Genomic DNA, 17,087 nt, shown 5'->3' on the forward strand with positions numbered 1-17,087 from the left:
CCCAGCGGTCGGGGCTTTTGCGTGCTCCGGTTTCGGCGTCGACGGGTGCCGCGGCTTGGACATTGTCTCTAGACATCGTGTGCAAGTACGCTCCGTCGCATGAGCGTCGAAGCAGCAGAGTCGACGCGTCGGCCCGCGGAGGCATCCGCCGCCCGGCCCGCCGGCGTCGCAGCTCGACCGTCCAAGCCCGTGCTCGTCTGGGCGGGTGTCGGACTCGTCCTCCTGATCGTGATCGCCCAGGCCCTGGTCCGTTGGGTCACGGGCGACGGCTTCCGCGGTGCCGACCCCGGCCCCGACTCCTACGACGGGACGCGGTCGCTGGGCGCGCATGCGCTGGAGTGGGGGCTGTTCCTCTCCGCCCTGGTCGTCATCTGGCACTTCGGGGTCCGCAGCGTCCGGCGGGAGCGGCGCTTGACGTTCGACGGGATGCTGGTCGTCGCGGCGTGCCTGTCCGGGTTCTGGGAGGCGTGCACCTCCTACGTCGCGCCCGCCCACGCCTACAACGCGCACCTGATCAACCTGGGTTCGTGGGCGCAGTACATCCCCGGGTGGCACGCGGCCAACGGCGAGGCCGTGGTGACACCGCTGGTGCTCGTGTTCGGGATGTACATCTGGTTCGTCGCCGGCTTCCCGATCCTCGGCTGCTGGTTGATCCGGCGGCTGCGGGATCTCCGCCCGCGGCTGAGCACGCTGAGTGCCTTCAGCCTCTTCTTCCTCTTCGGTGCGGCGCTGACCGCGGGCTTCGAGCAGCTCATCCTCCACTCGCAGGTCTACGTGTACCCCGAGGTCCCGCACGCGATCTCGCTGTGGGACGGGACGCTCCACCAGTACCCGCTGCTCTCCGCCGTCGGCGGTGGCGGCGTGCTGACGATGATCACGGCGCTGCGATACACCGCCCAGGACGGCGACGCCCTGGCGCTCCGCGGCAGTGAGCACCTCTCGGCGCGGTTGCGGCCCGTGGTGTCGACGGTCGCGGTCGTCGGGTTCACGCACCTGGCCGTCATCGCGTGCTGGATGATCCCGTTCAACCTGTTCGTCGGCGTCGAGGCGGACACGTCCGTGAACGTTCCGAGCTACCTCGACCACGGCTTCGTCAGCGGAAACCGCTGACCGTGGCATCGCTCCGGTCGGCATGTCCCGAGCCACCCGCTTGCGGTGGGAGCGGTTCGGCGCGTGGTGCGTACGCCGTGCTTCACGCGCTCCGGCGTGAAGCAGGCGCACTGTCCTGATCCCTCAGCCGACCACCGAGCGGACGATCTCCGCAATCCGTTGCTCGGTGGCGGCGTCCACCGAATCGAAGTACCAGGCGGCGGGCATCAGCTCCCCGTCGACGCCGCCGGCCGCGCGGAAGGGGGCCTTCTCGGTGAGCGCGAGATTCATTCGCTCGTCGTTGCGCAACGTGATGAGCGCCGGCGTGCTCGCCGACTTCGCGTAGGCCGGCATCCCGTACCAGATGCGCGGCTTGAGGGTGGGCGCCGCCGCCAGAACGACGTCGTGCACGCGCCGCATGGCCGAGCGCCTCGGCTCGTCCATCGAGGAGATCTTCTCGAGTACTTGGGCCAGGTTCTTCTCGTCCTTCGACGACATGTCATGTCCTTCCGTCAGCCGATGTCGGGCGCACCGGTGCGATGAAGTCGACGCAACGGCGCCGCACCCCATCCGGACATGTCCTGAAGGCCCAGGCCTCTCCGCGATGATTCACGTGGGTCGCCACGTGGAAGCGCAGTCGGTGGCGTACCACCGCGATCAGCTTAAGGGAGCCGCCCCGGACGAGTGGGCGTCGGCAGGAGGCGAAAGGCCGGGATGACGGAGTACCCGCACGAGGTCCTGACCGAGGCCGGGCTCGACGCGGCGCGACCGGACGCGGTCGAACGCCAGCACCGGCGGGGGAAGCTCACCGCGAGGGAGCGCATCGCGCACCTGTGCGACGCCGGGAGCTTCCGGGAGATCGGGGCGCTCGCGCGTCCTGAGGGCTCACCCGACCTGGTGGCCGACGGCCTGGTCGCGGGGACGGCCACCGTCGACGGACGGCCCGTCGTCGTGCTCGCGACCGACTTCACCGTCGCGGGCGGGAGCAACGGTGACCTCGGCAACGCCAAGCAGGACCGCTGCTGGCGGATCGCCGCCTCGCGCGGCATCCCCGTCGTGATGCTCCTCGACGGCGGCGGGCACCGGGTGTCCGAGGGCCTCGACGCCCGGAAGTTCGGCGGCGGCTTCCCGCTTCAGCAGACGCAGGCGCGGCTGTCCGGCTGGGTCCCGATGGTCGCCGCCGTGCTCGGCCCGGCGTACGGGCAGCCGACGCTGGCGGCCTCGCTCTGCGACTACGTCGTGGCGGTGCGGGGCCAGGCCGCGCTCGGGATGGCGCCGCCGGCGCTGGCCGCCGCCGCGACCGGGGAGCACTTCGACGCGGAGGCCTCCTGCGGCGCGGACGCGCAGGCCCGACACGGTCCGGTGGACCTCGCCGTCGACTCCGAGACCGAGGCGCTGGACGCGCTGCGCTGGTACCTCGCGATGCTGCCGGCGAACGCGCAGGCGGCGCTGCCGGTGGAGCCGGTGACGGACCCTCACCCGGCGGCGGCCGCGGCGCTCGACGAGGCGGTGCCGGCGAACCTGCGGCAGCCCTACGACATGCACCGCGTGATCGCCGGAATCGTGGACGCCGACAGCGACGTCGAGCTCAAGGGCGAGTACGCCCCGAACTTGATCACGACGCTGGCGCGGGTCGGGGGGAACCCTCTCGGCATCGTCGCGAGCCAGCCGATGCACAGGGCCGGGATGCTCGACGCGGCCGCGGCGGCGAAGGCGGCTCGGCTGGTCTCGTTGTGCGACGCGTTCGGCATCCCGGTGCTCGTCCTGATGGACCTGCCCGGCCTGGCGGTCGGTGCCGAGGCCGAGCGCACCGGGCTGGCGAGCGCGTGCGCCCGGCTGATCACGGCCCTCGGGGGCGCGACGGTGCCGACGCTGACAGTGATTGCGCGCAAGGGGTACGGCGGTGGCTACGTCGTGCTCTCGGGCGGGCGCACCTTCGACCCCGAACTGGTGGTCGCCTGGCCGCACGCACGGACCGCGGTGATGGGCCCCGAGAGCGCCGTCGAGCAGATGTACCGGCGCGAGGTGGACGCGGCGCCGGACCCGGCGGCCCGGCGGGCCGAGCTCACCGAGCGGTTCGCCGAGCAGGCCGGCGTGATCGGGGCCGCGGAGGCGTTCGGCGTCGACGTCGTTCTCCGGCCGAGCGAGACCCGGGACTGGCTGCTGGCCACCCTCGCGACGCTGCCCCGCCGTCGGCAGCTGCAGACCCTCACCCCACGCGTGCGGGCGGTGAGCCCGCTCTGACGGGCGCACATTCCGGGCAAGCCGCTCTGGACAGCATGTATGGACGTCCCGTATAACTTGACGGTCGGGTAGTAGCGCACGTCACGTCTCGGGAGCGGCCGCTCATGTTGAACGAATTGGCCTTGAGGGCAATTTCGGCAGGTGGGGACAGTTGGAACCCCCTCGTCGGCGAGGAGGGGTGGCCGCCGAACGTCATCCCGTCGAACGAGCCGACTCTCGGCCCGGCGAGCCTCGGGGCCGAGGTGGCCTTCTTCTTCATCGCGGGCGCCGCGGTGGTCATCCTGGCGCTGCCGTGGGCGATCCGTTCGATCATCAACAGCCGCAACTGGATGCCGCTCATCGTCATGATCGGCGGCCTGATCTGCTCGCTCGAAGAAGCGATGCTCGATGTGCTCGGTCACCTGCACTGGGCGCCGAACCTGGCCCCGGCCTACACCAACTTCGGTGTGACCGTGCCGGCGTTGATTCCCCTGTGCTACGTCGCCTTCCTCGGCCTGATGTCGTACTTCTGCTACTTCGTCATCCGCAACGGCGCGAAGCGTGAGCACTACTTCATGCTGCTCGCGATGGGCGGCATCCTCGACGCGGTCATGGAGACCATCGGCATCAACCTCGGTGTCTACAAGTACTACGGCACCCAGCCCTTCGAGTTCCTGAACTTCCCGTACTGGTGGGCGTTCATCAACGGCGCCTCGTTCGTCGCCGTCGGCCAGATCCTCGCGTGGGGCGTCCCGCGCCTGAAGGGCCGTCAGAAGTGGTTCCTGCTCATGGCGCCGTCGTACGGCATGGCCGGCACCTACTTCACCGTCGGCTGGATCCACCTGATCGCGCACAACTCGTCGCTGCCGACCTGGGCGCGCTGGGTCGCCGCGGCGCTGATGATGGTCGAGGCCTGCTTCTTCATGGCGCTCCTCCACTACATCGGTGGCCGCAAGGCCGACGAGCCCGCGCTCGCCTGGACCCTGCCGCGCATGTTCGCCTACGTCCTCGTTCCGGGCCGTAAGCGCGACGAGCTGTGGGCCACCATGGAGCGCGAGGGTGGCATCACCATCGACCGCGAGCAGAAGGTTCGCGAGCTCGCCGGCGTCTGATCCTTACCTGACCGGGCGCAAGACAGGGCCCCGATCGCGGTCGGCGATCGGGGCTCTTGCGTTGTCCACAGCCCACATGTGCCACAGCCCGACCGCGGGTAGCGTGCGGCGTCGGGGGGTTGGACAATGGCCAATGTGAACCGTGACGAGTACGACGAGCTCTCCGCGCGTGTCAGCGCGCTGGAGTCGCAGATCGGCTCGTTGCGCGCACGGACCGCGGACGTCCGGGGCGAGATCGCTCAGCTGCACGACGCGGTGCAGGACATCCGGCAGGTGCAGCGCGAGCACACTGCGCGGCTCGACGAGCACTTCGCCTTTCATCAGGCACACGCCACCGGGTTCGCGATGCTTGCGGACACCCAGCGCGAGCACGGCGAGACGCTGCGCGAGCACGGCGAGATGCTGCGCGAGATCTTGCGACGGCTGGACGCCGCCTGACCCTCCGCCTACGGGGTGCGGAGGCGGCGGAGGGCAGCGAGGCCCTCGGGGGTCGGGTCGGTCGTGGGGGTCAGCGCCCGCTCGAGGCGGCGCCGGACCTGCTCGCGGTCGAGGTCCAGGCCGATGGCGACGAGCTCGCTCCGGGTCCCGGGTGATGCCTTGGCCGGGACGAGGTCGCCGGAGCGGCCGACGACGTGCAGCACGTACCGCTGCGGGCGGCCGCGGGTGGCGACGGTGACCGTGCCCTTGATCCGGTACGCGGTGGGTGGGGGATCGGACAGCAGATCGACGATGCCGGCGGGTTCGACGGCTCCGTCGACCGCGACGGTCACCGACTCGGCGTGGACGTGCGGGGGCTCGACCGGGGACTCGGCACGCAGCGCCTCCCCGAACGGCAGCTGGTCGGGCGGGTCCTCGGTCGCGGCGGCGTCGTAGATCAGGTCGGGGTCGATGCGGCCGTGCTCCGCGGGCACGATCGCGACGTCGGCGTTGCGGGCCTGTACGCGTTCGGTGATGCGCGCGAGAGTCTTCTCCCGGTCCGCGGCGTCGACGCGGTCGAGCTTGTTCACCACGACGAGTGTCGCGGCCTCGAAGCGCAGCGGGGCGGGCCCGAGGCCGTTGTCGACGGTGTCGAAGTACTCCGCGGCGTCGACGACCTCGACCACCCCGCCGGGCCGGACCCGCTCGACCGCGGAGAACCGCACGAGCCGGGCCAGGGTCGTGGGCTCGGCGAGGCCGCTGGCCTCGACGATCACGACGTCGAGGCCGAGCCGCGGGTGGGTGAGCTTGGCGAGGGCGTCGTCGAGTCCACCCGCGTCGGGAAGGCAGCAGATGCAGCCGCCGGCGATCGAGGCCGGCTCGTCGACCTGCCCGCTGACCAGGCCCGCGTCGACGTTCACCGCACCGAAGTCGTTGACGATGACCCCGACCCGCGCGCCCGGGCGGCGCAGCAGGAAGTTGAGCAGCGTCGTCTTCCCCGAGCCGAGGTGCCCCGTCAGCACCACCACCGGCACCCGTTGCGAACTCACGCCGTCATGATGGCAGTGCACGGATCTGACGGACCGTCCCGGGTTGCGCCCCGGAGTACGGTCGCGTCGTGGCCTACTTCGTGCTGGCGGCCTGGGTGCTCCAGGGCGCGGTCGGGGTTCTGCTGCTCGCCGGCTGGAACCGGCACCAGCAGCAGGCGCGCGTGGTGCTGGGGCACGTCGGGCTGTCGGTCGCGGGGTTGGTGCCCTGGATCGCGTTCCTGGTGACCGATCGTGCGACGTGGGGCTGGGTCGCCCTCGGGTTGATCACCGTCGGGAACACCCTCGGCGACGAGGTGCTCCGCGGGCGCTGGCGGCGATCGTCGGGGCAGTCGTCCTCGCTGCTGCGCGACTACGGCGCCGCGATCCGCGCCGTCGTGACCGGGCACTTCCCGGCCTCGGTCACGTTCCACGCATTGTTCGCCGGCGTCGTGTACTTCGCCGCGCTGATGGCCTGCGTCACCGCGTGAGACCCCCGCGAATAACTTGTTCCTTCAACTAACGGCGTAGGCTGGAGTCATGGACACCTCCCCGGTGCCGGCCGAGCCGCGATGGCTCGACGCCACCGAGCGTGCGGCGTGGCTACGGCTGGTCGCCGTCGTCGAACTGCTGCCCGGGGTGCTGGAGGCACAGCTGCGCGCCGACGCCGGCGTCACGCACTTCGAGTACTACGTGCTCGCGGTGCTGTCCGAGGCGCCCGAGCACACGCTGCGGATGACCACCCTCGCGCAGCGGACGAACGCGACGCTGCCGCGGCTCTCGCACGTCGTGAAGCGCCTCGAGGGCCGCGGCCTCCTCGAGCGGTTCCCGTGCCCCGAGGACGGCCGCGCCACCAACGCGCGGCTGACCACGGCGGGCCGGAATCTCATGGTCGCCGCTGCGCCCGGTCACGTCGCCAACGTCCGGCACCACGTGTTGGACCCGCTGTCCCGGGCACAACTCCGTCAACTGCGCGAGATCGCCGACGCGCTGCTGAGCCGACTCGACCCGGACGGACGGATGACCGATCTCTACGACCCCGGTCGTGGCAGGACTGGCTCCCCGAGGAGGCCGGCATGACTGACCCTCAGAACTCCGATTCGCAGAACACCGCAGCCGTGGTGGGATTCCGCGCCGAGCTCCGGGACGCGGTGACGCCCCGCACGGTCGGGCTGGTGTTCGGCGTCCTCGTGCTGCAGCTCGCGTTCGTCCTGTCCTACGTCGGCGCGTTCCATTCCCCGAAGCCCCACCAGATCTCGCTCGCCGTCGTCGCGCCGGAGCAGGTGTCCGCGCAGCTCGTCGACGAGTTCAACGGCATCGCCTCGGATCCGATCAAGGCCCGCGCCGTCAGCGACGAGGACCGGGTGCGGGCGGCGATCCGCGTGGGCAAGCTGTCCGCCGCGCTGATCGTGGACGGGTCCGGGACGAGCGACCGGCTGCTGATCACCACGGCCGGGGGCACGTCGGTGGCGACCGCGGTGCAGCAGGTCGTCGAGAGTGCGGAGGCCCAGCGCCAGCGCACCGTCGCGGTCGAGGACGTCGTGCCGATGCAGGACGGTGACGCCCGCGGGCTGACGGGGTTCTACCTCGTGCTCGGCTGGATCGTCGGCGGCTACCTGATGGCGGCGCTGCTCGGCATGGCCAAGGGGGCGCGGCCCGCGAACCTGCGCCGCGCGGTGATCCGTCTCCTTGCCGTCGTGCCGTACGCGGTCCTGTCCGGGCTCGGGGGAGCGGTCATCGTCGACCCGATGCTCGACGCCCTCGACGGGCACTTCCTCGCCCTGTGGTGGCTCGGAGCCCTCGTCGTGTTCGCGACCGCCGCGGTGACGATGGCCTTCCAGGTTCTGCTCGGTGTCCTCGGCATCGGGCTGACCGTGCTCGTGTTCGTCGTGCTCGGCAACCCGTCCGCCGGCGGGGCCTACCAACCGGAGATGCTGCCGTCGTTCTGGCGGGCCCTCAGCGACGTCCTCCCGAATGGTGCCGCCACCGACGCCGTCCGCCGGATCGTGTACTTCGGCGCCCACGGCAACGCCGGCCATCTGGCCGTCCTCGCCGCGTACGCGATCGGCGGGATCGTCGTCACCGTCGTGGCCTCCCATCTGCTCGGCCGCCGCGCGGCCGCCGCCGTGCCATCCAGTGGCACCATGCGTTGACCGCCGGAATGGCGATTTCTACCGTTCGGGGGCACTCAGCCCCCGGAGGCCCCTGTGGTCCGAACCTCCTCCGTCGTCGGTGTCGTCGTCGGCCTGACCTGCTCCTGCGCCTGGTTGGGAGCCACTGCCGGTAGCGCGACCGCCGGCGCGGCCTACGAGGCACTGGCGCGAACTGACGCCTCGACAGTCACCGTCGGCAACGAGTCCATCCCGACCGGGATCGACATCGAGGCCGGCGGGCCGGTGGCGCGGGTGGTCCAGGACAGCCTCGGCATCCGCGACGCGAGCGCCGCCCTTCCCTACGCCGGTGACACGGTGGCCGGGCTGCCCGGGCTCGGGGCGAGCCTCTTCGGCTTCTCCGCCCCGCCGTACCCCTTCGTCGCCGCGTCGACCGCGGGCTCCCCGCCGCAGAACGTGGCCTACCCAGGCATGAACCTGGAGGCCGAGAGCGCGGACCTGCACAGTCGGGCCCGCGCGGTCGCGGGGGAGCCCGGTGCGGGCGCGAGTGCGTCCGCCTCGGTCGTCGAGGAGCGGGTCGGCACCGTGGTCGCGGTCGCCAGCACGGCGGTGGACACCATCAAGCTCGGTCCGTACGGCGTGCTCTCCAACGTCCGCACCGTCGCCGAGGTCGCCGCCGACGGCAACTCGGGCAAGCTCACGCGCTCGACCTCGAGCTCGATCGGGCGGATCTCCGTCCCCGGGCTCTCGTTCACGGTCCCCGACCAGAGCCCGGGCGCGGTGCCGATCCCGATCCCGCTGCCGGGGGTCCCCAATCAGGACCCGATCCCCGCGCCGCCGTTCCCGTTCCCCGGGGCCGGCACCACGTTCCACGACCCCGACCTCGGGGTCCAGGACGGCTACTTCACCGTGACGGCGCCGGGTCAGGACGGACCTCAGCGCTATGCCGTCCCGACCCAGCCGGTGCTCGACGCTTTGAAGGCCGCGGGCATCACGCTGCGCTTCCAGGCACCGGAGCAGACGGCCACCGGTGTCATCGCGGGGTCGTACATCGTGACCTACACGCTGCCGGCCCCGCCGGCGAACTCGTACTGGAACGGCCCGACGACGATCACGCAGACGACGGCCTACGGGATTGCGAGCGTGAACCTCACCCCGACGGCGGCCGGGTCCGTGGTCGGAGCGCCGGACTCCGCGGGAACCGGGTCGGGCGTGGTGCCGGGGGTCGACGCCGCGGGGGCCGTGGACCTGCTCCCCGGCACGGACGCCGGCGCCCTGCCGGGCGCCGTGCCGGCGACGGTCGACCTGTACCCGACCGCGGACCGGACGCAGTTCACCGCCGCGTACCCGCTCGGCCGCGGCGTCGACGCGCTGTACCTGACGCTGCTGGCCCTGGCGGTCGTGGGCGCCCTCGCCACGGCCGGCGTGATCCGGTTCGGGGTGCGTTCCTCATGACCGCCGCGCCGAACGGTCGCGCCTGATGTTCGCCCTCGACGGCATCACGGCCGGGTACGGCGGAACGACCGTCCTGCGGGACGTGAGCGTCCGCGTGCCCGACGGTGCCGTGGTGGCGCTGCTCGGGCCGAACGGGGCGGGCAAGACCACGTTGCTGCGCGTCGCCTCCGGCCTGTTGCGCCCGACCGGCGGGCGGGTGCTGCTCGACGGCGCGGACGTCACGACGCAGACCCCGCACGCGCTCTGTGCTCGCGGTGTCTGCCACGTCCCCGAAGGACGCGGCGTGTTCCCGAGCCTGACGGTGCGCGACAACCTCGTGCTGCTGTCGAAGGCCGGCACTGAGGCGGAGTCGCTGGAACGGGCCGTCACCGCCTTCCCACGCCTCGGCGAACGGTTGAACCAACTCGCCGGCACCATGTCGGGCGGTGAGCAGCAGATGCTCGCCCTCGCGCGCACCTACATGCAGCGTCCCCGTGTCGTGCTCCTCGACGAGGTGAGCATGGGCCTCGCACCGACGATCGTCGACGAGATCTTCGCCTTCCTCGCCCGCCTCTCGGCCGAGGGCGCGAGCCTCCTGCTCGTCGAGCAGTACGTCACCCGTGCGTTGGAGGCAGCGGACTTCGTCTTCCTGCTGAATCGGGGTCAGATCGCCTTCGCGGGCGAGGTCGGAGAGGTCGACGTCGCGGCGCTCGCCGCGGAGTACGTGGGTGGCGGACGCGGATGAGCGACTACCTGCCGTTCCTCGTGATCGGGGTCGTCACCGGGTCGATCTACGGCCTGTGCGCGATGGGCCTCGTCCTCACCTACAAGACGAGCGGCGTGTTCAACATCGGCCACGGCGCGGTGTGCGCCGCCTCCGCGTTCGTCTTCTACAGCCTCCGCGACCAGGCCGACCTGCCGTGGCCCGTCGCGGCCCTGCTGGTCGTGTTCTGCTTCGGCCCGGTCGCCGGGCTGCTCCTGGAGCGCCTCGCGGTCGCCCTGGCACCGGTCGCGATCGCGTACAAGATCGTGGGCACCGTCGGGCTCCTGGTGGCGATCCGCGCGCTGCTCGGCCTCGTCTACGGCGACAGCACGCGGTTCTTCCCGCAGTTCCTGCCCGAGGACAAGGCGTTCGACCTCGCCAGTGTCGCGGTCGGGTGGGACGACCTCATCACCCTCGGGATCGGTGCGGCCTCTGCGGTGGCGCTGTTCCTGTTCTTCCGGCTCTCCCGGCTGGGCACCGCGATGCGCGGCGTCGTCGACGACCCGCAGCTGCTCTCCATGGCCGGGACCTCACCGGTCCGGGTGCGCCGCGCGGCCTGGGTCATCGGAACCTCGTTCGCCGCGATGTCCGGCGTCCTCTTCGCCGCGGTGCAGAACCAGCTCGACGTCAATGTGCTCACCCTGCTGGTCGTCAACGCGTTCGGCGCCGCGACGATCGCCCGGTTCCAGAGCGTCCCCACCGCGTTCGCCGGCGGGATCCTGGTCGGGGTCGTGCAGGCCGTGCTGAGCAAGGCGGTCGGGACGTCCGAGCAGTTGCAGGGCATCGACCTGGCCACGCCCTTCCTCGTCCTGTTCCTCGGTCTGCTGCTGATCCCGCGACGCAAGCTGGTCGAGATCGGCCGGGCGGCCCGCCCGACGCCACCGCCCGCGAGTGCCTTCGGCACCCGCACCCGCGCGGTCGGCTACGCCGGTGCGTTCGGCCTCGCGCTGCTCGTCCCGACTTTCGCCACCGAGGAACTCCCGGGCTACAACCTGGCGCTCACCCAGGTGGTGCTGTTCGCCTCGCTGCACCTGCTGGTCCGGTCCTCGGGTCAGATCTCGCTGTGCCACTTCGGCTTCGCCGCGGTGGGGGCCGCGACCTTCGGACAGATGCTCGCGAAGGACGTGCCGTTCTACGCCGCGGTCGTGCTCGGTGGCCTCGCGTGCCTGCCGTTGGCGCTGATCGTCTCGGTCCCCGCCATCCGCCTCTCCGGGTTGTACCTGGCGCTCGCCACCCTCGGCTTCGGAATAGTGCTCGCCCAGTTCGCGTACGCCAAGTCGTGGATGTTCGGCGGGGGGCAGTTGCTGACCGAGCGCGCACCGGGCCTCGACAGCGACCGCGCGTACTACTACCTCCTGCTCGGGATCGCGATCGCGTCGGTGCTCTTCGTCCTCGCGGTCGAGCACTCCCGCCTCGGCCGCCTGCTGCGGGCGATGTCCGACTCCCCGGTCGCGCTCTCGACGCTCGGGGCGTCGGTCAACGTCTCGCGCGTCATCGTCTTCTGCATCTCGTGCTTCCTGGCGGGCGTCAGCGGAGCCCTGTACGCGTCGCTGTTCGGCGCCGTCACGCAGGACGCCTTCAACTTCGTGCAGTCGCTGGTCGTGCTGGCGGTCCTGGCCGTCGCCGGCCGGCGCACCGTGACGGCGGCCTTCGTCGCGCCGTTCCTGCTCTACGTCGTCCCGGTGTACATCGACGACCCGGACACCGCCCAGTGGCTCCAGTTGGCGTTCGGGGTCGGGGCGATGGCCGTGGCCGCGGCCTCCCAGGGCGCGGTCCGGCAGTGGCTCTCCCGACAGTCGGTGACGCTGGCCGACCGGGCCCACGGCCCGGCCGAGGAACGCCGGCGAACCGCGGCCGACGAACCACCGTCGTCCTGGGCCGTCGTCGACCGTCCGCTCGTCGGAGCCGACGCATGAGTCGCGCGCTCCGTCCCACCACGACCCGTTCCCGCGCGAGCTCGGCTCGCCCCGGCTCCCGGAGGCCGCTGTGAAGCGATCCCCAGCACGTCGACGAACCTTCTTCTCGCGCGGGCAGCGCGTCGCCACGGCCTGGGCGACGCTGGGGCTGGTCGTCCTCACCGCCGGGTGCGGGACGCAGCTCGAGGAGGAGCGCCTCGCCGCGGTCGGCAACGGGTACAGCGCGCAGGTCGTCCCCACGCTCGCTCCCGGACAGGTGCCGGCGGGCGGGGAGATGACCCCGGCCGATTCCGGCCTCGCGCCGCCGCCCCCCGGCACCGCTCCCGACTCGGGCAGCACGGGTGCGGTGGCGAGCAGAGCTTCCGGAGTCGGGACCGGAACCGCGGCACCGGTGCCGGGTGGCTCACCCGGGCGTACGAAGCCGGCCGGCGGTGCCCCCGCGGCCCAGACGGCCGGCGGCGGCTGCACCGAGCCGCGGAAGCCGCTGGTGATCGGGCAGACGCTGGCGACCTCCGGGCTCATCGGGTCCACGACCGGGTATCTGCGGCAGGGAATGCAGATGTGGGCCGCCGCGGTCAACGCCGCCGGCGGGGTGCAGTGCCACCCGGTCCAGGTCATCTCGCTCGACGACGGCTCCGACTCGGCGCGCGTGGCGTCGAACTGGAACACGCTGAAGGCGCGCGGCATGGTCGCCATGGTCGGGGCGGGTGAGCCGATCACGATGGGCGCGCTGCGCGCGCAGGCCGAACGGGACAAGATCCCCGTGATCGGCGGGGACCTCGTCGACACCGCCTGGTTCGAGAGCGAGTGGGTCTTCCCGCAGGGCGCTCCCACGGCGGCGTCCTACGACGGGTCCCTGGTCGAAGCCGCGCGGGCGCGGACGGGCGCGAAGACGGCGGGGCTGATCTACTGCGTCGAGGCCTCCATCTGCACCGCGATCAAGGGGAACTTCCCCCGGTCGGCGGAGACGGCCGGTCTGGGGGTCGGCCTGATGAAGGCGGTCTCGCTGACCCAGTCCGACTTCACGGCCGAGTGCCAGGCGATGAAGGACGCGAAGGTCGACGTCCTCTGGCTCGCGCTCGACGGCTCGGGAGTCACCCGACTCGGCCGGTCCTGCGACCGCCTCGGGTACAAGCCGCAGCTGGCCACGATGGCCCTCGCGGTGCCGCCCGCGGTGGCGGAGGACCAGGTGCTGCGGAAGGCGACGGTGTACCTGGCGTCGCCGACCGTTCCGTACTCGACCACCGACACGGCCGGCACCGCCGAGTTCCACGCGGCGGCCAAGCGCTTCGCCCCGAGTCTGAAACTCGATCAGAGCGTCATGCAGGGCTGGTCGGCCGGCAAGCTCTTCGAGGCGGCCATGGCGAAGGTCGGTGACCGGGCACGAACCGGGGACGTCACGACCGCGCTGATCCTCGAAGGGCTCTGGCAGCTGAAGTCCGAGAAGCTCGGCGGTCTCAGCCCCGGCGTCACGTTCGTGAAGGGGAAACCGGCGAGCGCGCCGCCGTGCTACTACGTGCTCCTGCTCAACGCCAACGGCGTGACCGCGCCCCTCGGCTCCAAGCTGCGCTGCCTCAAGCAGTAGCCGCGCGACCAACTCGGACGACGAAGGAGGCAACCAGCATGGAGTTGTTCAGGTATCTACGGCTGCAGTGGGACCGGGCCGTCGCCGTCGGGGCGGTGGTGCTGGCGGCTGTCGTCCTGCTGCTCGGTTACCTCGGCACGGCCCGGACCGAGTACATCGCCGGACAGATCCCGTACCTGATCTCCGGTGGTCTGGTCGGCCTGATGCTGCTGACCGTCGCGGCGGTGCTCTGGATCTCGGCGGATCTGCGGGACGAGTGGCGCGTCATGCACCGTCAGAACGAGCTGCTGCACCGCGAGCAGGTCGAACGGCGCAGCGCGCTCGTCGACCTGGTGCGTGAGGAGCTCGCCGCGCGGGGCGTCCCGGAGCGGACGTGACCGCCGTCGCCGACCTCGAAGCTCCGCCGCGGGACGTGGTGACTCCACGCCGGCGCCGGGTCGCCGCGCCCGCGCCGGCCCGGTTGGGCTCGCCCGCGCCGTGGGGACGGGCCGACCTGACCGGGCCGGGCGTGCTCGGCGCGGTCGGCGCCGTCGTGGTCGCCGTGGCCTGGAACGGCGCGTCCCGCGAGGAGGTCTTCCGGGAGCAGATCGGCTGGATCGTGCTCGCGGCCGCGGGGTTCGGTGTCTTCGCCCTGGGCGGGGCGTGGTGGATCCTCGTCGGCTTCCGGCGGACCCGGCAGTGCCGGGCGCAGCTGCGGATCGACTTCGCCAACGCGTTCGCCGAGCCACTGCCCGGTGTCGATGCTCGGCCGCCGGACGACGTCGGCGGCCTGGTGACGGGCCCCGGCATGCGGTGGGCGCACCGGCCGGACTGCCTGCTGGTGCGGGACAAGGCCGTGCGCCCGCTCGGGCCGGACGAGGGCGACGTCCTGGCGCCCTGCGCCATGTGCCACTGAGTGGCACGGCCGATTGCCGGAGCCGAGTCGGCTCCCTAGCGTCGTGCGACCAACGGCGCCACCACCGAACGACGAGCCGGGAGGTCCCCATGCCGGACGCGAGCACGGAGTACGAGGTCCTGATTGTCGGCGGTGGACTCACCGGCCTGTATCAGCTCTACCGAGCCCGCGAGCACGGTTGGTCGGTGCGCCTGCTCGAAGCGGGCGGCGGCGTCGGCGGCACCTGGTACTGGAACCGGTACCCCGCCGCGCGCACGGACTCCGAGGGTTACAGCTACGCCTACTTCATGAACGAGGAGCTCCTCCAGTCCTGGGACTGGAAGGAGACCTTCCCGGCGCAGCCCGACCTGGAGCGCTACTACAACGAGTTCGTCGACCGGTTCGACCTGCGTCGCGACATCGAGTTGAACACCCGGGTGACCGCGGCCGAGTACGACGAACCGAGCGGCCGCTGGACGCTGCGGACGGCGACGGGGCAGACGTTCGTGACGCGGTACCTCGTCGCGGCCAGCGGTGTGCTCTCGGTGCCGCACTTCCCGGACATCCCCGGTGCGGGGGAGTTCGCGGGCCCGGTCCACCACACCGCCCAGTGGCCGGCGGAGGGCGTCGACGTTCGGGGCAAGCGGGTCGCGGTCATCGGCACCGGCTCGAGCGGGATCCAGCTGATCCCGGCGATCGTGGACGAGGTGGGCTCGCTGACGGTCTATCAGCGCACGGCCAACTGGGCCATGCCGCTGAACAACAAGCCGCTTTCCCCGCAGGAGCAGGAGGACATCCGCCGCAACTACCCCGCGCTGCGCGAGCTCCTGCGACGCACGTCCGGCGGCTTCGTCCACGAGGACGCCACCCGCAAGACCTTCGAGGACTCCGAGTCCGAGCGCCGGGCTCACTACGAGCGGCTGTGGAACGGCCAGGGCATGCGGGCGATGTTCAGCACGTACGCGGACCTCGTGACCGATCCCGCGGCCAACGCGGAGTTCAGCCGGTTCCTCGCCGAGAAGATCCGCTCGATCGTCACCGACCCGGTGGTCGCGGAGAAGCTGATCCCCTCGGACCACGGCTTCGGGATGAAGCGTCCGCCGATGGAGAACGGGTACTACGAGGCCTTCAACCGGTCGCACGTCGAACTGGTCGACCTGCGTGCGAACCCCACCCGCCGCATCACCGCCACGGGCATCGAGTCCGAGGATCGGCTGCGGGAGTTCGACGTGATCGTCTACGCGACCGGATTCGACGCGTTCACCGGTGCGCTGCTGAAGATGGGCATCCGGGGGCGCGACGGGGTCTCGCTGAACGACACCTGGGCCGACGGCCCGTTCACCTACCTGGGCGTCGCGGTGCCGGGGTACCCGAACCTGCTCATCGACAGCGGGCCGCACGGGACCTACGGCAACATCCCGCGCTCGGCGGAGGTTCAGGTCGACTTCGTGACCGAACTGGTCAACCACGCGCGCGCGCACGGTTACGAGCGGATCGAGGCGACGACCGAGGCCGCCGAGGCCTGGACGGCGCACGTGTACGAGGCGGCGCAGTACTACCTGCTCGCCGACGGCGCGTGGTACGTCGGCGGGAACGTGCCGGGCAAGCCGCGGCGCTTCCTGCCGTACAGCTGGGGCATCCCGACCTACCGCAGCAAGCTCGACGAGGTCGTGGCGGCCGGCTACCGCGGGTTCGAGTTCGCGACCGCGGCCGTACCGTCCCCAGTCGCGTCGGGAGCGTGACGGAGCGGGCCCGCGTCCTCAGCCCCGCATCGGGCGGGCGCGGGCACGGGCCGCGACGCGCGTGATCGTCGAGGCTGCGAGCCGGGCGGCGCTGAGCAGTTCGTCCGGCCGGATCGCCTCGCGTGGCCCGCGCAGCTCGAGAGCGGACTCGAACACACGCGAGCCGGAGGTGGCGAGCGGAACCGCCAGCGAGCCCAACGCCGGATCGGTGGCGCCGTACTCCAGGGCGAAACCGTCGTGGCGGATGCGCCGGAGCTCCTCCGCCAGGTCGTCGACGTCGAACTCGTCGCGGGGGAGAAGGCCGTCCAGGATCCGGGCCGGGAGGCTCGAGAGCAGCACCTTGCCCGCGGCGGACAGGTGCGCCGGTACGCGGATCTCCGCGCGGCGCCGTGCGGTCCCGACGCCCCGCGGCACGTGCCGATCCAGGAAGGCGACGTCGGCGCCGTCCAGCAGGCCGGCCTGGACGGTGAGACCGGTGGCGCGGCACAGGTCGGCCATGTAGGGCTGCACGGCCTCCTTCACCCCGGAGGGGTAGTGCCGGTTGCCGAGTTCGTAGAGGCGCAGACCGATGCGGTAACCGCGTTTGCCCGGTTGCAGCGCGCCGATCGCCACCAGCTGACGGGCGAGTCGGAACGCGGTCGACTTCGGCAGTCCGGTGGCCAGCGCCAGCTCGCTGGGGCCCAGCGGTTCGGGCGCGGCGGCGGCGACGGCGTCCAGGAGCGCGAACGCGCGGGCGAGGACCGCGTCGGGTGGTTCCGGCATGCCGCGCAGGTTATCTGAGGCGGCGTCAACGTGC

The 17,087-nt window shown here is 71.8% G+C and carries 17 protein-coding genes; 14 read left to right on the plus strand and 3 right to left on the minus strand.

Features of this window, described 5'->3' with window-relative positions; translation table 11 throughout:
* Positions 1 to 99: 99 nt before the first annotated feature.
* On the plus strand, positions 100 to 1,110 hold the full coding sequence (locus ABD401_RS17180; RefSeq protein WP_344606931.1) for a spirocyclase AveC family protein: 1,011 nt from the start codon (positions 100 to 102) through the stop codon (positions 1,108 to 1,110).
* Positions 1,111 to 1,233: 123 nt separating this feature from the next.
* On the opposite strand, the gene ABD401_RS17185 is transcribed toward ABD401_RS17180, so the two are convergent.
* Positions 1,234 to 1,587 (minus strand): DUF1801 domain-containing protein, encoded by a 354-nt coding sequence (locus tag ABD401_RS17185; protein ID WP_344606933.1) that lies wholly within the window; start codon positions 1,585 to 1,587, stop codon positions 1,234 to 1,236.
* A gap of 216 nt (positions 1,588 to 1,803) precedes the next feature.
* Between ABD401_RS17185 and ABD401_RS17190 the strand changes: the two genes are divergently transcribed.
* The 3 genes from ABD401_RS17190 (at position 1,804) to ABD401_RS17200 (ending at position 4,862) form a co-directional block, all read left to right on the plus strand.
* Positions 1,804 to 3,333, plus strand: a complete 1,530-nt coding sequence (locus ABD401_RS17190; protein ID WP_344606935.1) for an acyl-CoA carboxylase subunit beta — start codon at positions 1,804 to 1,806, stop codon at positions 3,331 to 3,333.
* A 104-nt stretch (positions 3,334 to 3,437) separates the two neighbouring features.
* On the plus strand, positions 3,438 to 4,424 hold the full coding sequence (locus tag ABD401_RS17195) for a hypothetical protein (protein ID WP_344606937.1): 987 nt from the start codon (positions 3,438 to 3,440) through the stop codon (positions 4,422 to 4,424).
* 135 nt (positions 4,425 to 4,559) lie between these two features.
* Positions 4,560 to 4,862: a hypothetical protein gene (locus ABD401_RS17200; protein WP_344606939.1), complete on the plus strand. Its 303-nt coding sequence runs from the start codon at positions 4,560 to 4,562 to the stop codon at positions 4,860 to 4,862.
* Between the two features lie 8 nt (positions 4,863 to 4,870).
* On the opposite strand, the gene ABD401_RS17205 is transcribed toward ABD401_RS17200, so the two are convergent.
* Positions 4,871 to 5,890 (minus strand): CobW family GTP-binding protein, encoded by a 1,020-nt coding sequence (locus ABD401_RS17205; protein WP_344606941.1) that lies wholly within the window; start codon positions 5,888 to 5,890, stop codon positions 4,871 to 4,873.
* Between the two features lie 68 nt (positions 5,891 to 5,958).
* Between ABD401_RS17205 and ABD401_RS17210 the strand changes: the two genes are divergently transcribed.
* The 10 genes from ABD401_RS17210 to ABD401_RS17255 all read left to right on the plus strand — a co-directional run bounded on the left by ABD401_RS17210 (position 5,959) and on the right by ABD401_RS17255 (position 16,291).
* Positions 5,959 to 6,357: a hypothetical protein gene (locus ABD401_RS17210; protein ID WP_344606943.1), complete on the plus strand. Its 399-nt coding sequence runs from the start codon at positions 5,959 to 5,961 to the stop codon at positions 6,355 to 6,357.
* A 49-nt stretch (positions 6,358 to 6,406) separates the two neighbouring features.
* Positions 6,407 to 6,946 (plus strand): MarR family winged helix-turn-helix transcriptional regulator, encoded by a 540-nt coding sequence (locus tag ABD401_RS17215; RefSeq protein WP_344606945.1) that lies wholly within the window; start codon positions 6,407 to 6,409, stop codon positions 6,944 to 6,946.
* Positions 6,943 to 8,019 carry a DUF3533 domain-containing protein gene (locus tag ABD401_RS17220; RefSeq protein ID WP_344606947.1) on the plus strand — a complete coding sequence of 359 codons (1,077 nt, stop codon included), beginning with the start codon at positions 6,943 to 6,945 and terminating at the stop codon, positions 8,017 to 8,019. The genes ABD401_RS17215 and ABD401_RS17220 overlap by 4 nt, the downstream gene beginning before the upstream one ends.
* Positions 8,020 to 8,073: 54 nt before the next feature.
* Positions 8,074 to 9,432 carry a hypothetical protein gene (locus ABD401_RS17225; RefSeq protein WP_344606949.1) on the plus strand — a complete coding sequence of 453 codons (1,359 nt, stop codon included), beginning with the start codon at positions 8,074 to 8,076 and terminating at the stop codon, positions 9,430 to 9,432.
* 25 nt (positions 9,433 to 9,457) lie between these two features.
* Positions 9,458 to 10,156 (plus strand): ABC transporter ATP-binding protein, encoded by a 699-nt coding sequence (locus ABD401_RS17230; RefSeq protein ID WP_344606951.1) that lies wholly within the window; start codon positions 9,458 to 9,460, stop codon positions 10,154 to 10,156.
* Positions 10,153 to 12,090, plus strand: a complete 1,938-nt coding sequence (locus tag ABD401_RS17235; RefSeq protein ID WP_344606953.1) for a branched-chain amino acid ABC transporter permease — start codon at positions 10,153 to 10,155, stop codon at positions 12,088 to 12,090. Before ABD401_RS17230 ends, ABD401_RS17235 begins: the two co-directional genes overlap by 4 nt.
* A 70-nt stretch (positions 12,091 to 12,160) precedes the next feature.
* Positions 12,161 to 13,675 (plus strand): ABC transporter substrate-binding protein, encoded by a 1,515-nt coding sequence (locus ABD401_RS17240; protein ID WP_344606955.1) that lies wholly within the window; start codon positions 12,161 to 12,163, stop codon positions 13,673 to 13,675.
* Positions 13,676 to 13,713: 38 nt separating this feature from the next.
* Positions 13,714 to 14,052 carry a hypothetical protein gene (locus ABD401_RS17245; protein ID WP_344606957.1) on the plus strand — a complete coding sequence of 113 codons (339 nt, stop codon included), beginning with the start codon at positions 13,714 to 13,716 and terminating at the stop codon, positions 14,050 to 14,052.
* Positions 14,049 to 14,570: a hypothetical protein gene (locus ABD401_RS17250; protein WP_344606959.1), complete on the plus strand. Its 522-nt coding sequence runs from the start codon at positions 14,049 to 14,051 to the stop codon at positions 14,568 to 14,570. The genes ABD401_RS17245 and ABD401_RS17250 overlap by 4 nt, the downstream gene beginning before the upstream one ends.
* A gap of 89 nt (positions 14,571 to 14,659) precedes the next feature.
* Positions 14,660 to 16,291, plus strand: coding sequence for a flavin-containing monooxygenase (locus ABD401_RS17255; RefSeq protein ID WP_344606961.1), 1,632 nt, complete (start codon positions 14,660 to 14,662; stop codon positions 16,289 to 16,291).
* A gap of 18 nt (positions 16,292 to 16,309) precedes the next feature.
* On the opposite strand, the gene ABD401_RS17260 is transcribed toward ABD401_RS17255, so the two are convergent.
* Complete coding sequence (locus ABD401_RS17260; protein ID WP_344606963.1) at positions 16,310 to 17,053, minus strand: IclR family transcriptional regulator; 744 nt, start codon at positions 17,051 to 17,053, stop codon at positions 16,310 to 16,312.
* Between the last annotated feature and the right edge of the window lie 34 nt (positions 17,054 to 17,087).

Source organism: Sporichthya brevicatena (assembly GCF_039525035.1).
GTDB classification, from domain to species: domain Bacteria; phylum Actinomycetota; class Actinomycetes; order Sporichthyales; family Sporichthyaceae; genus Sporichthya; species Sporichthya brevicatena.